We start from the raw sequence: 17,649 nt of genomic DNA, 5'->3' as shown, positions 1-17,649 counted from the left end.
TCCATGAACCCATCCAAGCAGGAGGCACAGACATCTTTTGCGCGGTCCCGGGTCCGGCCCGAAAAATCAGAACAGCCCGACGGCGTTCCCGTCCTCGTCCACGTCCATCCGCATGGCTGCGGGCTCCTTCGGCAGCCCGGGCATGGTCATGACGGCGCCAGTCAACGCCACGATGAAGCCGGCACCCGTCTTCGGGATCAGGTCCCGCACGTGGATGGTGAACCCCTTGGGGGCGCCGAGCACGGAGGCGTCGTCGGTGAACGAGTACTGTGTCTTGGCCATGCACACGGGCAGGCCGGCCCAGCCGTTCTTCCGGATGTCCGCCAGGCGCTTCTGCGCGGGGACGGAGAATTCGACGCCGTCCGCCCCGTAGATTTCCTGTGCAATGGTCCGGATTTTGTCCTCCACCGGCAGTTCCAGCGGGTACAGGTGACGGAACGACGACGGCGCCGCCACCGCTGCGGCGACTTTCGCCGCAAGCTCATCGCCGCCGTCGCCTCCTCCGCCGCGCCCCCACACATCCGCGACGGCGGCTTGCACGCCTTCGAGGGCGCACCAGTCGAGGAGCCAGTCCAGTTCCTCCGGAGTGTCGCCGGCGAACTTGTTGATGGAGACGATCGGCGTGATGCCGAACTTTTCGACGTTGTGCAGGTGCCGGCGCAGGTTCTCGACGCCGGCGGCGAGGGCCTCCGGGTTGGGCTCGGAGAGCCGGTCCTTGGGGACGCCGCCGTGCATCTTGAGCGCCCGGATGGTTGCAACGACGACGACGGCGGCCGGCGCGACATCGCCGATCCTCGCCTTGATGTCCATGAACTTTTCCGCGCCCAGGTCCGCGCCGAAGCCGGCTTCCGTGACTACGATGTCCGCCAGCTGCCGCGCGGTGCTGGTGGCGATGAGCGAATTGCAGCCGTGGGCAATGTTCGCGAACGGCCCGCCGTGCACCAGCGCAGGGGTGCCTGCGATGGTCTGGACCAGGTTCGGCTTGATGGCGTCCTTCAGCAGCAGGGCGAGGGCGCCCTGGACACCGAGCTCGGCCACGGTGACGGGCGTGCGGTCATAGCGGTAGCCGAAGGTGATCCGGCCCAGGCGTTCCCGCAGGTCGGCAAGGTCCTTGGCCAGGCAGAACACGGCCATGATCTCGGACGCCACGGTGATGTCGAAACCGTCCTGCCGGGGAACGCCCTGCACCGGTCCGCCCAGGCCGATCACGACCTCGCGCAGGGAACGGTCGTTCATGTCCATCACACGCTTGAAGGTCATGCGCCGGGGGTCGATGCCCAGCTCGTTGCCCTGGAAGATGTGGTTGTCCACGAGAGCCATGAGGGCATTGTTCGCGGAGGTGATGGCGTGGAAGTCGCCGGTGAAATGCAGGTTGATCTCATCCATGGGCAGCACCTGCGAATACCCGCCGCCCGTGGCCCCACCCTTCATGCCAAGCACCGGGCCCAGCGAAGGCTCGCGCAGGGCGATCATCACCTTGTGGCCGGCCCTGGCCAGCGAATCGGCCAGGCCCACGGTGGTGGTGGACTTCCCTTCGCCGGCGGGCGTGGGGGATATGGCCGAAACCAGCACCACCTTGCCGGGTTCCTTCCCGGCCGGGGGAGTGAGCCGGGCGGGATCGATCTTGGCCTTGAAACGGCCATAGAGCTCCAGCGCCTCGGGCGGGATCCCGGCAGCCGCGGCGATCTCGCCGATCGGCTTCAGGGTTGCGTCCAGCGCGATGTCGAGGTCGGTCATGCTTCCAGGAGCCTTGCTGTCAGACATCATTGTCCTTCCGGTCCGGAACGGCCTGCTTTCCAGCTATCCCAGGAATCTACCAGCCGGTACTGACAGCGCGGCCGAAGCCGCGCAGCCCGGCGTCAGCCCCGCGCAGCCCGGGTCAGCCTTGGGGCAGCAACAGCCCGCCCACCGCCGCCTGGTAACTGTCCAAGGTCCGCTGGGCCGTCCGCTGCCAACCGAAATCCTCGGCATGGACCGCCGCCGACCGGCCCATGTCCTGCCTGGTCTGCGGATCGTCGTACAGGTCCTCGAGTGCGTCGGCCCAGTCCTCGGGATCGTGGCCGTCCACCAGCAGCCCGGTACGTCCGTGCTGGACAGCCCGGCTCAGCCCGCCCACCTGCGTGGCCACCACCGGTGTACCGCACGCCTGTGCTTCCAAGGCCACCAGCCCGAACGACTCGCTGTAGGAAGGCATCACCACAACGTCCGCCGAACGGAACCAGCCCGCCAGCTCCGGCGCGTCCACCGGCGGCCGGTGCGTGACGACGTCGTCCAGCCCGGCGTCGCTGATGATCGAGCGGAGGTTGAAGTCCTTCGCTCCGCTCAGGGCCCCGAGCACGGTGAGCTCAAGGTCGATGTCCGGGCGGCGCTTGCGCAGCAGCGCAACGGCGGCCAGGAACACCTGCGGCCCTTTCAGCCGTTGGATGCGGCCGGCGAAAAGCAGGTGGAAGCTCCCCGGCCGCACGCCCAGGTCACGCCGCGATCGGACGCGGAACGCGGGGGTGAAAACGGACAGGTCGACGCCGGGCGGCGCCACATCGATCCTGTCGAAATCCGCGTGGTAGTGGGAGACGAGCTCTTCGGCTTCGGCGGGGGTGTTGGCAACCAGCCGGGCGGCGCCGTCGACGATGCTCTGCTCGCCTTCTTCCCGGCGGCGCGGCTCGGGGCGCTCGCCGGAGGCCAGCACCAGGTTCTTCACCTTGGCCATGGTGTGCATGGTGTGCACCAGCGGAACGCCCCACATCCGGGAGAGTTCCAGGCCCGCCACGCCGGACACCCAGTAGTGCGAATGGACCAGGTCGTAGCGGCCGTGCGGCTGGCGCTGCCGGATCCGTCCGATCTCCTCCACCATGGCGTGCAGCAGCTCCGGAAGGTGTTCCTTGGGCAGCTTCCGGGGTGGGCCCGCCAGGACGTTGTGGACGCAGACCCCAGGTGCCGGATGCTCGATGGCGGGCTGGCCGGCCACGGTGGAGCGGGTGAAGATCTCCACCTCGACGCCCTCGTCCGCGAGCGCCGCGGCCAGGTTGCGGATGTACACGTTCATGCCGCCGGCGTCGCCGCTTCCGGGCTGTTCCATGGGGGAGGTGTGCAGGGAGAGGAAGGCGACACGGCGGATCAGGGACACGCCACACCTCCTGAACCAAACGCCTTGCCGCAGGCGGCGGAACCATCCCCGCCTTGAGAGACACCTGCGAAGAAAACACTACTCCTGCCCCCGGCTGCGGCGTAGTCTGCCGTGCATGGAGGCATACCGCGAGCCCGGTGCCCGGGATCGCTTCGATCCGCTTGCCGCCGTGCGCGCCACTGCCCCCGGCCCGGCAGGAGCAAACGGCGACGGCGGCTGCGACCTGCTGCTGAGCGGCACCGTTTTCCAGGACATCATCTTCACAGGGCTGGGTCAGCGCCCCGAGCCCGGCACCGAGGTGTGGTGCCAGGGGATGGGCAGCTGCCCCGGCGGGATCGCCAACCAGGCGATCGCCGCAGCCCGCCTGGGCCTGCGGACCAGCTTGGCCGCGGCGTTCGGCGATGACGGTTACGGCGATTCGAACTGGCGCATCCTCGAAAGCCAGGAAGAGGTGGACCTGTCCTTGTCCCGGCGCTTCGCGGGCTGGCCGTCGCCGGTCACCGTGTCGCTGTGCATCGAACACGACCGTTCGATGGTCACGCACGGGCTGCCGGCTCCGCTGAGCGGATCGGAACTGATCGGCACGCCGCCCCCGGCGCTCGCCGCCGTCGCGGACCTGGCTGAAGAAACGGAACCATGGGTGCTGGATGCGCACCGCGCGGGGGTGAAGATCTTCGGCGGCGCCGGCTGGGACCCGAGCGGCGCCTGGTCCAGGAAGCGCCTGGAACAGCTGGGCCATTTCCACGCCTTCATGCCGAACCAGCGCGAGGCCATGGCCTTCACCGGCACGGACAATCCGTGGTCGGCGCTTTACACCCTGGCCGAGATGGTTCCGGTGGCGGTGGTGACACTCGGCGCGCAGGGCGCCATGGCCGTGGATTCGGAAAGCGGCGAGGAGGAATGGGTGCCGGCGCTCCCGGTCACGGCCCACGATCCCACCGGTGCCGGTGATTGCTTCGAGGCGGCGTTCATCGTGGGGTGCCTGGCCGGGTGGCCGCTGGGGGACCGGTTGCGTTTCGCCAACCTTTGCGCGTCCCTGTCCGTGCAGGAGCTGGGTGGTTCGTTCTCCGCGCCGGGGTGGGGAGACATCGCCGATTGGTGGCACACGGCCAACGCCCGGCCCGAGCGGCAATCCAGCCAGTGGCTGCGCCGCTTCGCGTTCCTCGAAGGCATCGTCAGCAAGGTACCCGCCGGGGCGCTGCGGCGCTCCATGCTCCGACAGCCTGCTCCGGACCTGCCGTCAAGCGGGCTCCAAGGCCCGCATTAGAATCGTTGGGTGAGCTACGAAGCACCAGGACGCCAGGATTCGCCGGGCCCTTCCGTATTGGAACGCTCGGCGGTCATCGACCTTGAGGCCATCAGGCACAACGTCCGGAAGTTCGTCGCCATCGCCTCCCCGGCCAATGTCATGGCCGTGGTGAAGGCGGACGCCTACGGCCACGGCGCCGTCCAGGTGGCGCGCGCAGCCCTCGACGCCGGCGCCCGCTGGCTTGGCGTCGCGCACATCTCCGAGGCACTGGCCCTGCGTGCGGCCGGCATCGACGCCCCGCTGCTCGCCTGGCTGCACACCACCGAAAGCAACTTCGCCGCGGCAGTGGCCGCCGGCGTCGACATCGGAGTCTCCGGCTGGGAACTGGACGCCGTGGTGGCCGCCGCGCGCGAACAGGAGCGGCCGGCACGCATCCACCTGAAGGTGGACACCGGCCTGGGCCGCAACGGCTGCACCATCGAAGACTGGGACAGGCTCCTCGGCACGGCCATGGAGTACCAGGACGAAGGCCTGCTCCGGGTGGTCGGCATCTTCTCACACCTTGCCGTTGCCGATGAGCCGCACCGTCCGGAAACCGATGACCAGCTCGCGGTCTTCCGTGAGGCGATCGCCATGGCCGAGGACTCCGGCGTCGATCCCGAAGTGCGGCACATCGCCAACACGCCGGCCGCGTTGTCCCGCCCGGACGCGCATTTCGACCTCGTCCGGGTGGGCCTTGGGCTGTACGGACTGTCGCCGTTCGACGGCCAGCCCTCTGCCGAACTCGGCCTGCGCCCGGCCATGACCGTGCGTACGCTGCTCTCCAACTGCAAGCGCGTGCCGGAAGGCCAGGGCGTGTCTTACGGACTGCGGTACCGCACCGCCTCGGAAAGCACCCTGGGCTTGATCCCGCTTGGTTACGCCGACGGCGTCCCGCGGGTGGCTACCGGCGCTCCCGTGCGCATCAACGGCAGCAGCTATCCCGTGGTGGGCCGGATCGCGATGGACCAGATGGTGGTGGACTTCGGCGATCTCAGCCCGGACGCCGCCGCGGAGCTGCATGGTGCGGAAGTGGTCATGTTCGGTGACGGCACCGACGGCGGCCCGACGGCGGACGACTGGGCGGCGGCAGCCGGAACCATCAACTACGAGATCGTTACCCGGATCAGCCCGCGCGTGCCGCGCAGTTATGTGAACGAAGTACCTACGGAAGAGGGCGCGGAGTGAGCCTGGAGAATCCCTTTGGCGGGGAAGCGGCAGCGCTGTGGGAGCGCTCCGTTGCGATCCCGACGGCGGACGGCACCCACGCGCTCGGCGCGGCCCTCGGCCGGGTCCTTGAAGCCGGGGACCTGCTGGTCCTGACCGGCGAGCTCGGTGCCGGCAAGACGACCTTCACCCAGGGCCTCGCCGAAGGCCTCGGCGTGCGGGCCGGAGTCATTTCGCCCACCTTCGTGCTGGTGCGGATCCACCCGAACCTGCCCGACGGTCCGCGGCCGGGCGGCCCGGACCTGGTCCATGTGGACGCCTACCGGTTGGAATCGGCCGCCGAAATCGACGACATCGACCTCGAAAACACCATGGACTCGTCCGTGACGGTGGTGGAGTGGGGCCGGGGCCGCGTGGAGCACCTGGCCGAAAGCCGCCTCGACGTCGAACTCCACCGTGCGGTTGGTGGCACGGCTACCGGTGCGGCCCCTGCCGCGGGTGGGGACGCAGTCCTGGATTTCGACACCGACGAGGACGACGAACCCCGCACCATCGTGTTCCGCGGCTTCGGCCCCCGCTGGGAAGCCATGCCCGAGGTCCTGACTGCCGCCCGCGAATCCGCCGTTACGGAGGAAAACAACTGATGCTGATCCTGGCCATCGATACCTCGGCCGTGGCGAGTGCCGCCCTTATTTCGGACGACGCCATGGAAAGCGTGGTGGATTCCTTCGCCACCGAGGACACCAAGAGCCACGCGGAGGTCCTGGCCCCCGGCATTCAACAGCTGCTCGACGGCGCCGGAGTCCGCGGCGAGGACATCGACCTGATCGTCACCGGCGTCGGGCCCGGGCCGTTCACCGGGCTCCGCTCCGGCATCGCCACCGCCCGCACCCTGGCCTTCGCGTGGAACAAGCCGCTGCGCGGGCTCATGAGCCTGGACGCCATCGCCCTCGAAGTGGCCGAATCCACCGGCGCACCCGCTGAATTCCTGGTGGCCACGGACGCCCGCCGCAAAGAGGTCTACTGGGCCCGCTATACCCTGCGCGAAGGGCAGCTCCCGGAACTCGTGGACGGCCCGCACGTCGGCTTTGCCTCGGAACTGCCGGAGCTGCCTGTCTACGGTGCCGGCGCCGGGATCTACGCGGATGTCGTCAAGGCCGACGAGGACTTCAGCGACACCCAGCCGAGCGCCGCGTCCCTGGGCCAGTTCGCCCTGGCGTTGCTGTCCGCCGGCCGGGAACTGCCGGATTCCACCCCGCTCTACCTGCGCGAATCCGACGCGCAGGTGCCCGGCCCCAGGAAGCGTGCACTGTGAGCGCCCCGGAGGATTTCCTGCCGTCCGTCCGGCTGCCGGAGGGCGTGGTGCTGCGGGACATGAACGACGGCGACCTTGCCGCCGTCGAGCAGCTGGAACGCCGCCTTTTCCCGATGGACGCCTGGCCGCTGCAGATGTTCGTCGACGAGCTCTCCCAGCCCGAAACCCGCCGCTACGTGGTGGCCGAGGCCGACGGCGTCATCGTGGCCTACGCCGGGCTGATGTGCGTGCAGCCGATCGCGGATGTGCAGACGATCGCCGTCGTCCCCGAATTCGAAGGCCGAGGCATCGGCTCGGCCGTGCTCGCCGAACTGATCGCCGAAGCCCGCCGCCGCGGCGCCGATGATGTCCTCCTGGAAGTCCGCGCCGACAACCCCCGCGCCCAGCAGCTCTACCTGCGCTTCGGCTTCGAACAAATCCACATCCGTCCGCGCTACTACCGCGACGGCACGGACGCCCTCATCATGAGGCTGCCGCTCACAGAAGGAACTACAGCGTGAATCCTGCACCTGCCGGCGAACCACTCATCCTCGGCATCGAATCTTCCTGCGATGAGACCGGCGTGGGCATCGTCCGCGGCACCACCCTGCTGAGCAATACGGTGTCCTCGTCGATGGACGAGCACGTCCGCTTCGGTGGAGTGATCCCGGAGATCGCCTCCCGCGCACACCTCGACGCTTTCGTGCCCACCCTCCAGGAGTCGCTGCACACGGCCGGCGTCACGCTGGACGAGATCGACGCGATCGCCGTGACCTCCGGCCCGGGACTGGCCGGCGCGCTCATGGTGGGCGTCTGCGCCGCCAAGGCGCTCGCCGTCGCCACCGGGAAACCGCTCTACGCCATCAACCACCTCGTGGCGCATGTCGGCGTCGGCCTGCTGGACATGTCCGAAAACCGCCTGCCTGAGAATCTGGGTGCCCTGCTGGTGTCCGGCGGCCACACCGAGATCCTGCGGATCCGCAGCATCACGGACGACGTCGAACTTCTGGGTTCCACGATCGATGACGCCGCCGGCGAAGCGTACGACAAGGTCGCCAGGCTGCTGGGCCTCGGCTACCCGGGCGGCCCCGCCATCGACAGGATCGCCCGCACCGGCAACCCCAAGGCGATCCGCTTCCCGCGCGGACTCAGCCAGCCGAAATACATGGGCACCGCCGAAGAACCCGGCCCGCACCGCTACGACTGGTCGTTCAGCGGACTCAAGACCGCCGTCGCGCGCTGTGTGGAACAGTTCGAGGCGCGCGGCGAGGAGGCTCCGGTGGCGGACATTGCCGCCGCCTTCCAGGAAGCTGTGGTGGACATCATCACCTCGAAGGCCGTGCTGGCCTGCAAGGAGAACGGCATCACCGAACTGCTGCTGGGCGGGGGAGTGGCGGCGAACTCGCGGCTGCGCGAACTGACCGGACAGCGCTGCCGGTCCGCCGGGATCACGCTGCATGTGCCGCCGTTGCAACTGTGCACCGACAACGGCGCCATGGTAGCCGCACTCGGTGCGCAGTTGGTGATGGCCGGGATCGGGCCGAGCGGTGTGGCTTTTGCTCCGGATTCCTCGCTGCCGGTCACCACGGTGTCCGTCTAGGACTTAGCTGATCTTGCGCCGGTACGCGGCCATCGCGAAGGCGTATGCCAGGGCCAGCAGGCCCACGCACCAGGCCAAGGCGATCCACAGATCGTTGCCCACCGCTTCCTGCGCGAACAGCGCGCGGATGGAGTTCACGATCGAGGTGACCGGCTGGTGTTCGGCGAACCAGGCCACGGGGCCGGGCATGGTACCGGTCGGGACGAAGGCCGAGCTGATGAACGGCAGGAAGATCAGCGGGTAGCTGAACGCACTGGCGCCGTCCACGGTCTTCGCGGAGAGCCCTGCGATCACGGCCAGCCAGGTCAGGGCGAGGGTGAAGAGCGCCAGGATGCCGGTGACCGCGAGCCAGGCCCCCACCGAGGCGCCGGTGCGGAAGCCCATGAGGAGCGCCACGCCGATCACCACCGCCACGGAGACGAGGTTGGCCACCAGAGAGGTGAGCACATGTGCCCACAGCACGCTGGACCGCGCGATCGGCATGGACTGGAACCGTTCGAAGATGCCGCCCTGCATGTCCAGGAACAGCCGGTAAGCGGTGTACGCGATCCCGGAGGCGATGGTGATCAGCAGGATGCCGGGCAGCATGTAGTTGATATAGGAACCGCTGGAGCCGGTGCTGATCGCCCCGCCCAGGACGTAGACGAACAGCAGCATCAGGGCCACGGGGGTCACCGCGGTGGTGATGATGGTATCCGGGCTGCGGAGGATGTGCCGCAGGGACCGCCCGGTGAGGACGCCGGTATCGGCAAGGACGTGGGTGCTCATCGTGATGCCTCCTTCTGTTCCTGTTCTTGTTCTTCAGCCGCCTCGCCGGTGAGTGCCAGGAAGACGTCCTCGAGGGACGGCTGCTTTTCGATGTACTCGACCTCGGCCGGCGGCAGCAGCCGTTTCAGTTCGTCGAGGGTGCCGTTCTGGATGATGGTGCCTTTGTGCAGGATCGCGATGCGCTCTGCGAGCTGTTCGGCCTCGTCGAGGTACTGCGTGGTGAGCAGCACCGTGGTGCCGTTGCCGGCGAGTTCTTTCACGGTCTGCCAGACGTCGATCCGCGCCTGCGGGTCCAGGCCCGTGGTCGGTTCGTCGAGGAAGATCACCGAGGGATCGCCCACCAGGCTCATCGCGATGTCGAGCCTGCGCCGCATGCCGCCCGAGTATTCGGAGGCTTTGCGGCCGCCCGCATCGGTGAGCGAAAAGCGTTCCAGCAGTTCATCGGCCACCGCGCCCGGATCCTTCCGGTGCCGCAGCTTCGCCACCAGCACCAGGTTTTCCCGGCCGGTGAGCACTTCGTCCACCGCGGCGAACTGCCCGGTCAGGCTGATGGCATCGCGGACCTGGCCGGGTTCGGACGCGACGTCGAAACCCTGCACCGTGGCGGTCCCGCCGTCCGCTTTCAGCAGCGTCGAGAGGATTCGCACCAGCGTGGTCTTGCCGGCCCCGTTCGAACCGAGCAGGGCGAAGATGCTGCCCCGCGCGACTTCGAAGCCGACGCCGCGGAGGACCTGGAGGTCCTTGTAGGACTTTTCGATTCCCTCCACGCGGATGGCTGTGGCGGTCATGGCTTTTCCTTTCTCTTGGCGTCCTCGACGGCGGCGATGAGGCGGGCGCGTTCCTTGTCGATCCAGCGCTTGCCGCCGTACGACTGGGCGAAGGTTTCGGCGAATTCCACCGGGTCATCGCCCACAATGCCGGCAACGGGAGTGCCGTCCACGGCGGCGCGTTCCCACAGGTCGGCGAGGTCGGAGAACATCTGGACGATCGTGTCGCCGTCGGTGACTCCGCCGTAGTACATGAAGTACCTGTTGAAGCCTTCTGCAGCGGTGCGGTAGGGCTCGGGCAGGGCGTCCAGGCGGGCCTTTGCCTGCTTGTACTGCTTCTTCTGCTCGAGCGGTCCGGTCAGTGCTTCGATCCATTTGGCGGTCATGGTTGTTTTTCTCCTGTGCTGTGGCTGTTGTTGTGAAGCTTCTCGATGCGTTCGGCGAGGAAGCTCCAGGTGTTCCAGAACTCCGCGAGTTCCTGTGTTCCTTGCTGGTTGAGCGAATACACCTTGCGCGGTGGCCCCTTTTCGGAGGGACGCTTCTCGACGTCCACCAGGCCCTTCTGCTCGATCCGCACCAGCAACGCGTACACGGTGCCTTCGGCGATATCGGCGAACCCCTGGTCACGGAGCAAGGTGGTGATCTCGTAGCCGTAGGCCGGTTTCCCGGTCAACAGGGCCAGGACGATGCCTTCGAGCGTGCCCTTGAGCATCTCCGTCATTTGCTTGCCCATGGGCCACCTCCTAACTACTTGGTATGACTGACTACTAGTACTAAGTGTTACTGACTACTGGTACATAGTAGCGCTAAGTAATGGGGGTGCAATAGCCCCGCAGGAAAACTTTCGGGCATGGAAAAAGCCCTGGCGCTACGGGGATTTCCGTAGCGCCAGGGCCTGCTTGGATGGCCTCAGATGCCGACCGCGGCGCGGGAGTCGGCCCGGATCTCCGCAGTGATCAGGGTGCGGTCGTATGCCACCAGGGCGTTGTTTTCGAGGATTTCCCGGGTGTCAATGACATTGCCGGTGCGCTTGTCCCGGGTCAGTCGGACGATCCTGTTGTGGCGGTACACCTCGTCGCCGGATTCGTAGAAGTAGGCATCCTCTTCGCGGATATGGAACTTCAGGGCCGAAGGCCGTTCCGCGCGCAGTTCGCCGCACAGGTGCTCGTCTTTGGTGTGCACCAGGAACTGGAAGTTCTGGTCTGTGTCGTTGCGGATCCGGTAGTCCAGGTAGTTGTACACGATCGACGTGCCGGTTCCGAAGGGGATCTGCCGGTTGAAGTCTGGGAAGAGGTCCAGTTCGCCATGGTGGTGGTGCTCCACGATGGTGAGTTCACTGTGCAGGACCATCCAGTGCAGCAAGTTGGTGAATTGGCAGAGCCCGCCGCCAACTCCCGATTCCGCCCGGCCGTTGTTGATGGTGAGGCCCACGCGGTACCCCTTGGCGGAAGTGCAGCGGCCCACCAATTGCCAGAAGGAAAAGGTCTCTCCGGGCCGGATCACGACGCCGTTCACCAGCGGAGCAGCGATGCCCAGGCTGACGGCCTTGTTCTCCTGCAGGTGCAGGTCCACGTTTCCGAGCTTCCGCCGGATCAGCGAGTTGTGCCGGTACACCACCTCAGGCAGCGCCGCTCCGTCCCGCTGGCGGGCGAACGCGGTCCCGGCCAGCAAGTCCCGGACCTTGCGGGCAAGGATCATCTTGCGGACCGAAATCCAGTACGTGAACGGTGAGATTTCACAGAAGAGCCTGCGCTCCACATTTCCCCCAATATGTAAATTTTTCGCCGTGCGGCGCGGGCGGCTTAGCCCGCCCGCATCTGCTGGACGAGGTCCAACACTACCGCCTGCAGGTCGCCGTCGTGTTCGTCGGCAATGCGGCGCTGGCGCTGGTATCCGGCCCCGCGCGCGATGATGTTCGCGACGTCGGCCAGCTCCTCTTCGCAGCCCAGCTTTTCCGCCACGGGGGCAAGCCGTTCCAGGGTCTCTTTGAGGTGGTCGGTGACCAGCTGTTCGTTGCCGTGGGCATCCAGGATGATGATGGCGTCCATGCCGTAGCGGGCAGCCCGCCACTTGTTCTCCTTGAGGAACCAGCGCGGCATGGTGGGGATGGCCCAGCCGGCGTCCAGCTGCTGGGACGCCTCCTCCACGAGGCACTGCGTGAGCGCGGCGATGGCGCCGACTTCTTCGAGGGTGGCCAGGCCGTCGCACACGCGCATCTCGATGGTGCCCAGGGCCGGCACGGGCCGGATGTCCCAGCGGATCTCGCTGCCGGCGTCGATCACTCCCGTGGTGAACATGTCCTGGACGTAGTCTTCGTACTGGCCCCACGAGTTGAAGGTGAAAGGCAGGCCGGCGGTGGGGAGCTGCTGGAACATGAGCGCGCGCTGGGAGGCGTAGCCGGTGTCCTCGCCGCCCCAGTAGGGGCTGGAAGCGGACAATGCCTGGAAATGCGGCATGTAGTTGAGCAAGGCGTTCATCACCGGAAGTGCCTTGTTGCGGTGGTTCAGGCCCACGTGGACGTGCACTCCGTAAATGACCATCTGGCGCCCCCACCACTGGGTGCGGTCAATCAGCTTGGCGTAGCGCTCTTTGTCCGTGACGGGCTGCAGCTGCGGCGGGCTGAAAGGGTGGCTGCCTGCGCAGAAGAGTTCCACGCCCATGGGATCGGTGACTTCGCGGACGGCCTTCAGTGAGCGGGCGAGGTCGTCCTTGGCGTCGCGCACCGTCGTGCACACTCCGGTTACCAGTTCCACGGTGTTCAGCAGGAGTTCGCGCTTGATGTGCGGGTGTTCGTCGTCTTCGTTCAGTTCGGGATGCTGTGCCGCTACGCCGCGGAGGACTTCATTGGCAACCGAGACCAGTTCGCCGGTGCGCGCATTGACGAGCGCGAGCTCCCATTCCACTCCCAGGGTCGATTGCCTGGATGAAGCGAAATCAATCTGCACGAAGGTCCCCTCGTAGTAGCTGGTCCCTGGGCAACGCCCGCCGTGGGGCCCTCAGCGGATTCCCTCAGTCTATTGCAGCCCGCGGATTCCCTGTCGCAGCAGCCGCGACGTGACGCAAAACGACCCGGGCTGCAGGCCTTGCCATTTTGCTAATGAGAATGATTTGCAGATACATTGGAGCAATGCATCTTTCCGTTGTCAGTTCCCTGGACAGCCGGTGCCGGGAAGCCGCGGCCGGCCGGCTCGACCGGGGGCATTCAGACTCAGTTGTCGTTTTCCACGACCTCCTCGACGGCTCTTTGGTCCTTCGCAGGATCTTCCGCGGCGGGCAACTGCTCGAACAGGCCGAAACTGTGCTGGAGCACGGCTGCCTCAGCTGCACGGTCCGGCTCGACGTCGTCCCCACCGTGGACCGGCTGGCCGGTCTTGGCTATGAACACGCCGCGCTAGCCCTGCCACCCGGAGTGTCCGTGGATATGGCCGTTACCGAGCTCAAGCGCGGGCTGGGCCCGGCCGCCGTCGTCGACAACGCCGTCCTGGCGATCGACCCCGCAGACCTGGAAGACCACATCTGGGACAAACACACCCTGTACGAATCCGGATTCACCGCCATGCCCGAAGATGAACGCACCAGCGGTGAATTCCTCGTCGGCGAGCTCGCGCACGCGGATACCGTCATGCTGCATTCCGGCCTCGGCGCGGGCATTGATGGCGAGGCGCGCGAGGACGGCGAGCCGTGGCGGCAGGGCACCGAACTCCTGGCGCAGCTCGCGCCGCACGCCGCCGTCGTCGGACGCGCGGACAGTTTCCGCCCCGGCTGTTATGACGGCCGGGAAGCCGCCGCCCGCACCCGGCTGGGTTCCGTCCGCGTCCCGCTGGAATGCGAAACCGGCTGCTTCCGTACGGTCCTGCACAAGGTGGAACGGCCGCTGCATCCGGGCCGCTTCCGCGATGCGCTCCCGCAGCTCGCGGCCGGTTCGCATTGGATGCGCGGCCGCCTGTGGATCGCCTCTGCGGCGCGGACCCGGATCGCCGTCCAGGGCATCGGGCCGCGGGTGTGGCTCGAGAGCACCGGGCAGTGGATCGCCGAGCAGGATGGCGCAGGCGCCGCGGGAAACCTCGACGTCGATGCCGCCCTGAGCTGGCATCCGCGCTTCGGGGACCGTGGCACAGTCCTGGCCGTCACCGGCCGCGGCGAGGACGTGGACGCCGCGGAAATCCGCGAACTGCTGGACGGCTGTGCGCTTTCCGAAGAGGAAATGCAGCGGGACTTCAGCGCGCTGGAGGACCCGTTCGAGCTCGAAGCAACCCTGTAACCAGACACCGGAACAAGCAGCACGAAAACAAAGGAGAACCATGAAAGTCAGGAATTCCCTGCGCGCACTCAAGAAGATCCCGGGCGCCCAGGTGGTGCGGCGCCGCGGAAAGACCTTCGTCATCAACAAGAAGAACCCGCGCTTCAAGGCCCGCCAGGGCTGAAGCGGACCGTTGGGGGCGGCCGGTGCACCGGGGATGGGGCACCGGCCGTTTGGGCAAACGCCTAAGCTTGGCTGAGAGTCCCTGCCAGCCAAAGGAAGCCACACCATGCCGATCCTCAACAAGGACATGACCCTCTGCATCTCGCTCTCGGCGCGGCCGAGCAACAACGGGACGCGGTTCCACAACTTCCTCTACGAGGAACTGGGGCTCAACTGGATCTACAAGGCTTTCGCGCCTACGGACCTGCGTGACGCGATCGCCGGTGTGCGCGGGCTCGGCATCCGCGGCTGCGCCGTTTCCATGCCGTACAAGGAAGACGTCATCGCCCTCGTGGACAAGATGGACGCCTCCGCCTCGGCCATCGACTCCGTCAACACGATCGTGAACGACTCCGGCGTGCTGACCGCCTACAACACCGACTACACCGCCATTGCGCAGCTGATCGAGCGCAACAGCATCAGCCCGGACGCCACCGTCCTCCTGCGCGGCGCCGGCGGCATGGCCAAGGCCACCGCCGCTGCCTTCCGGGACGCCGGCTTCACCAAGGTCACCATCGCGGCCCGCAACGAAGAAGCCGGCCGCGCGCTCGCCGGCCTGTACGGCTTCGGTTGGCAGGCCGAGCCTGGAGACAGCACGGCGGACGTCATCGTCAACATCACGCCGATCGGCATGGCCGGCGGTCCCGAAGCGGACGCCCTGTCCTTCCCGGAAACGGCCATCGAGGCAGCGAAGGTGGTGTTCGACGTCGTCGCGCTTCCCGCCGAGACCCCGCTCATCAAGGCGGGCCGCGCTGCCGACAAGACCGTGATCAGCGGCGCCGAGGTCGCCACCATCCAGGCCCTCGAACAGTTCGTCCTCTACACCGGCATTACGCCCACCGCGGCGCAGGTGTCCGCGGCGGAAGCTTTCGTGCGGGAGCAGTAGGGGCCGCTGGCCCGGCTGTCAGGCTGCTTCGACGACGACGGCGACCCGCTCGTCGCCGATCCGCGTCAGGACTAGCGTGGCGGCCTTGCCCGCCTTGCCTTTCGCGCCGGACTTCGGCTTCGAGGTACCCGGAAGCAGCTGCTTCCTGAGTTCTTCCGGTGTCATCGACACGCCGCGCTTCTTGATTTCGAGGCTGGTGATGCCGTGCGCCTTCACCCAGGCCTTGAGTGCCTTCACATTCAGCGGCATGGTGTCCAGTACCTTGTAGGCGCGGGCAAAGGGCGTGTCCACCAATTCCGGGGCGCAGATGTAGGCGATGTGTTCGTCCAGCAGGTGCCCGCCCAGCTGGAGCGCGACGTCGGCCACCAGGCCCGCGCGGATCACCGCACCGTCCGGTTCGTAGAGGTAGCCCTCCACCGGTCCCACTTCGGGCACCGGCCCGCCGTCGAAATCTTTGGAGCTGGTGATCTCTGCGGCGCCCCGTGGACCGAGCAGCAGGGCAGCGCGCCGGATGCCCGGACGGGCCACCTTGTTGAACCAGAGTGTCACCTCGGTGACGTCTCCGGCCACGGACACCCATTGCGCTTCGCAGCCCGTTGGAACCAGCTCGTGGGGCAGGCCCGGGCCCATCTTGACGCCCACGGATTTGCCGGACGCCGCCAGGGACTCCACGAAGGACAGCGGCGGCGAGAACTCCTCGGGGTCCCAGATCCGGGTGGTGCCCGAGGTGGAGGTAGTGCGGCGCGCGGGATCCAGCCACACGCCGTCGATCCCGTCCAAGGGAACGGAGGTGGCATCCGAGTGCACCACGGAGGCGTGCGGGAACGGCATGAGGTTGATGGTGGCGCAGGCCGCGGTGGTTTCGTCGAGTTCAACGGCGGTGACCGGGATGTCCAGCGAAGCCAAGGCCATGGAGTCGGCGCCCAGTCCGCAGCCCAGGTCCGCCACATGGCGGGTGCCGGCGGAGGCGAAGCGTGCCGCGTGGCGGGCGGCCACGGCCAGGCGGGTGGCTTGTTCCAGGCCTGCCTGGGTGAAGAGCATCTGCCGGGCGAACTCCCCGAACTTTGCCTCCGCCTTGGTCCGCAGCCGGGACTGGGTGAGGACGGCGGACACCAGCTCGGGGGAGTGGCCGGCCTTGCGGAGGCTCGAATTCAAGGTCAGTGAATCGCTCTCGCTGTACGGGCCCAGCGAAGCGAGAAGCTCCCAGCCTTCGGTGGTCAGCAAGGGGGCAATGTGGTCCTGGTGGCTGCTGGGCATGCCATCCAGCCTACTTCCCGGTGGCGCACAGGCGCCGCCGGTTCCCTGCCGATAGGGTTGAGTGCATGGAAGACAGCACCAGCCGCCAGCCCGACAGCCCGACCCCCAACGCGCCGGGCGGCACACCGCGGCCGGCCGGCGGTTTCGCAGCCCGCCTTGCCCCGTACGCGAAGCCCGCCGCCATCGCCGGTGCCGCCGTCGCCGTCGTATGTGTCGCGCTCCTGGTGATCGTCTTCTTCCTCGATTCCTTCAACGCCGCCACCTATTCGATGACCGGCAAGAGTGTCCAGGACGCCACCGATGAAGCCCGGGACATCCGCGAAAGCTATTCCGGGGTCCGGATCGGGGCGCTTATTGTCCTGCTGGTGTCCGCCGCTTCCGCCATTGCCGGCGGCGTTTTGCTCTACCTGAACCGGAGCGCGGTGCCGGACGACGAGGAGGACAATGGCGAGGACGTGGACTTCGAGGACCTGGCCGGCCGTTAGCCACGGGACGAAACGCTGGCACTCACCTTGACCGAGTGCTAACGCTTGCATAGAGTCTGATTAGCACTCTCCCATGGAGGGTGCTAATCACGCCGAAGGCACTTGCCGGCACCGCGACGACGGCAAGCCCGCTACGGCACCCCTGGTTTGATAGTCCACGTACTACCTCACGTAAAGGAGAGATCCGAGTGTCGGTCTCCATTAAGCCTCTCGAGGATCGCATCGTTGTCCGCCCGCTCGAAGCCGAGCAGACCACCGCTTCCGGCCTGGTCATCCCGGACTCCGCCCAGGAAAAGCCGCAGGAAGGCGAAGTTGTCGCAGTAGGCCCCGGCCGCTTCGATGACAACGGCAACCGCGTGCCGGTCGACGTCGCAGTCGGCGACGTCGTCATCTACTCCAAGTACGGCGGAACCGAAGTCAAGACCGGTGGCTCCGAGTACCTCGTGCTGTCCGCCCGCGACGTCCTCGCGATCGTCGTCAAGTAACTCCCTGGACCCCGCACCGCAGGCCGGACCGGATTCTCCGGCCGCCCGCGGTGCGGGTTTTCCGTC

At 67.2% G+C, this 17,649-nt stretch carries 20 protein-coding genes; 11 read left to right on the top strand and 9 right to left on the bottom strand.

Going from position 1 to position 17,649, the window contains the following annotated elements:
- Nucleotides 1-66: 66 nt before the first annotated feature.
- A complete protein-coding gene (locus tag BIU82_RS02975) occupies nt 67-1,764 on the bottom strand; it encodes a formate--tetrahydrofolate ligase (RefSeq protein WP_070348020.1) in 1,698 nt (565 codons plus the stop codon).
- 115 nt (nt 1,765-1,879) lie between these two features.
- A complete protein-coding gene (mshA, locus tag BIU82_RS02970) occupies nt 1,880-3,124 on the bottom strand; it encodes a D-inositol-3-phosphate glycosyltransferase (protein WP_070347920.1) in 1,245 nt (414 codons plus the stop codon).
- Nucleotides 3,125-3,239: 115 nt separating this feature from the next.
- Here mshA and BIU82_RS02965 point away from each other — a divergent pair, with 115 nt between their 5' ends.
- The 6 genes from BIU82_RS02965 to tsaD are packed head-to-tail and all read left to right on the top strand — an operon-like array spanning nt 3,240 to nt 8,473.
- Complete coding sequence (locus BIU82_RS02965; RefSeq protein WP_083292149.1) at nt 3,240-4,391, top strand: PfkB family carbohydrate kinase; 1,152 nt, start codon at nt 3,240-3,242, stop codon at nt 4,389-4,391.
- Nucleotides 4,392-4,400: 9 nt separating this feature from the next.
- The gene (gene alr, locus BIU82_RS02960; protein WP_070347919.1) at nt 4,401-5,600 is read left to right on the top strand and encodes an alanine racemase; all 1,200 of its coding nucleotides are present in this window, start codon (nt 4,401-4,403) and stop codon (nt 5,598-5,600) included.
- On the top strand, nt 5,597-6,223 hold the full coding sequence (gene tsaE, locus BIU82_RS02955; protein ID WP_253182653.1) for a tRNA (adenosine(37)-N6)-threonylcarbamoyltransferase complex ATPase subunit type 1 TsaE: 627 nt from the start codon (nt 5,597-5,599) through the stop codon (nt 6,221-6,223). The genes alr and tsaE overlap by 4 nt, the downstream gene beginning before the upstream one ends.
- On the top strand, nt 6,223-6,894 hold the full coding sequence (tsaB, locus tag BIU82_RS02950; RefSeq protein WP_070347918.1) for a tRNA (adenosine(37)-N6)-threonylcarbamoyltransferase complex dimerization subunit type 1 TsaB: 672 nt from the start codon (nt 6,223-6,225) through the stop codon (nt 6,892-6,894). The genes tsaE and tsaB overlap by 1 nt, the downstream gene beginning before the upstream one ends.
- A gap of 59 nt (nt 6,895-6,953) precedes the next feature.
- On the top strand, nt 6,954-7,394 hold the full coding sequence (gene rimI / locus BIU82_RS02945; protein WP_070348017.1) for a ribosomal protein S18-alanine N-acetyltransferase: 441 nt from the start codon (nt 6,954-6,956) through the stop codon (nt 7,392-7,394).
- Entirely contained in the window at nt 7,391-8,473 is a 1,083-nt protein-coding gene (gene tsaD, locus BIU82_RS02940) for a tRNA (adenosine(37)-N6)-threonylcarbamoyltransferase complex transferase subunit TsaD (protein WP_070347917.1), read from the top strand. The genes rimI and tsaD overlap by 4 nt, the downstream gene beginning before the upstream one ends.
- A gap of 3 nt (nt 8,474-8,476) precedes the next feature.
- Here the strand turns inward: tsaD and BIU82_RS02935 are convergent, their stop codons facing one another.
- The 6 genes from BIU82_RS02935 to BIU82_RS02910 form a co-directional block, all read right to left on the bottom strand.
- Nucleotides 8,477-9,241, bottom strand: a complete 765-nt coding sequence (locus BIU82_RS02935; protein ID WP_070347916.1) for an ABC transporter permease — start codon at nt 9,239-9,241, stop codon at nt 8,477-8,479.
- Nucleotides 9,238-10,029, bottom strand: coding sequence for an ATP-binding cassette domain-containing protein (locus BIU82_RS02930; RefSeq protein WP_070347915.1), 792 nt, complete (start codon nt 10,027-10,029; stop codon nt 9,238-9,240). The genes BIU82_RS02935 and BIU82_RS02930 overlap by 4 nt, the downstream gene beginning before the upstream one ends.
- Nucleotides 10,026-10,394, bottom strand: a complete 369-nt coding sequence (locus tag BIU82_RS02925; protein ID WP_070347914.1) for a DUF1048 domain-containing protein — start codon at nt 10,392-10,394, stop codon at nt 10,026-10,028. Before BIU82_RS02925 ends, BIU82_RS02930 begins: the two co-directional genes overlap by 4 nt.
- Nucleotides 10,391-10,741 carry a PadR family transcriptional regulator gene (locus tag BIU82_RS02920; protein WP_070347913.1) on the bottom strand — a complete coding sequence of 117 codons (351 nt, stop codon included), beginning with the start codon at nt 10,739-10,741 and terminating at the stop codon, nt 10,391-10,393. The genes BIU82_RS02925 and BIU82_RS02920 overlap by 4 nt, the downstream gene beginning before the upstream one ends.
- 176 nt (nt 10,742-10,917) lie before the next feature.
- Nucleotides 10,918-11,766, bottom strand: coding sequence for a VanW family protein (locus tag BIU82_RS02915; protein WP_070347912.1), 849 nt, complete (start codon nt 11,764-11,766; stop codon nt 10,918-10,920).
- Nucleotides 11,767-11,810: 44 nt separating this feature from the next.
- Nucleotides 11,811-12,953 carry a glutamate--cysteine ligase gene (locus BIU82_RS02910; protein WP_070347911.1) on the bottom strand — a complete coding sequence of 381 codons (1,143 nt, stop codon included), beginning with the start codon at nt 12,951-12,953 and terminating at the stop codon, nt 11,811-11,813.
- A 182-nt stretch (nt 12,954-13,135) separates the two neighbouring features.
- Between BIU82_RS02910 and BIU82_RS02905 the strand changes: the two genes are divergently transcribed.
- From BIU82_RS02905 to BIU82_RS02895, 3 genes are all read left to right on the top strand, one after another.
- Entirely contained in the window at nt 13,136-14,269 is a 1,134-nt protein-coding gene (locus BIU82_RS02905; RefSeq protein ID WP_070347910.1) for a GTP-binding protein, read from the top strand.
- Nucleotides 14,270-14,309: 40 nt separating this feature from the next.
- Nucleotides 14,310-14,432: a type B 50S ribosomal protein L36 gene (gene ykgO, locus BIU82_RS02900; RefSeq protein ID WP_066211414.1), complete on the top strand. Its 123-nt coding sequence runs from the start codon at nt 14,310-14,312 to the stop codon at nt 14,430-14,432.
- A gap of 105 nt (nt 14,433-14,537) precedes the next feature.
- Nucleotides 14,538-15,356, top strand: coding sequence for a shikimate 5-dehydrogenase (locus BIU82_RS02895; RefSeq protein ID WP_074466395.1), 819 nt, complete (start codon nt 14,538-14,540; stop codon nt 15,354-15,356).
- Nucleotides 15,357-15,374: 18 nt separating this feature from the next.
- On the opposite strand, the gene BIU82_RS02890 is transcribed toward BIU82_RS02895, so the two are convergent.
- Nucleotides 15,375-16,613 (bottom strand): class I SAM-dependent methyltransferase, encoded by a 1,239-nt coding sequence (locus BIU82_RS02890; RefSeq protein ID WP_070347909.1) that lies wholly within the window; start codon nt 16,611-16,613, stop codon nt 15,375-15,377.
- Nucleotides 16,614-16,678: 65 nt separating this feature from the next.
- On the opposite strand from BIU82_RS02890, the gene BIU82_RS02885 reads away from it, so the two are divergent.
- Both BIU82_RS02885 and groES read left to right on the top strand, forming a co-directional pair.
- A complete protein-coding gene (locus BIU82_RS02885; protein WP_253182652.1) occupies nt 16,679-17,098 on the top strand; it encodes a hypothetical protein in 420 nt (139 codons plus the stop codon).
- A 188-nt stretch (nt 17,099-17,286) separates the two neighbouring features.
- Nucleotides 17,287-17,583, top strand: a complete 297-nt coding sequence (groES, locus tag BIU82_RS02880) for a co-chaperone GroES (protein ID WP_070347908.1) — start codon at nt 17,287-17,289, stop codon at nt 17,581-17,583.
- Nucleotides 17,584-17,649 lie beyond the last annotated feature (66 nt).

Source organism: Arthrobacter sp. SW1, from assembly GCF_001766675.1.
GTDB lineage: Bacteria > Actinomycetota > Actinomycetes > Actinomycetales > Micrococcaceae > Arthrobacter.
The sequence above is the reverse complement of the archived record's forward strand: the minus strand, read 5'-3'. Positions and strand labels throughout refer to the sequence as shown.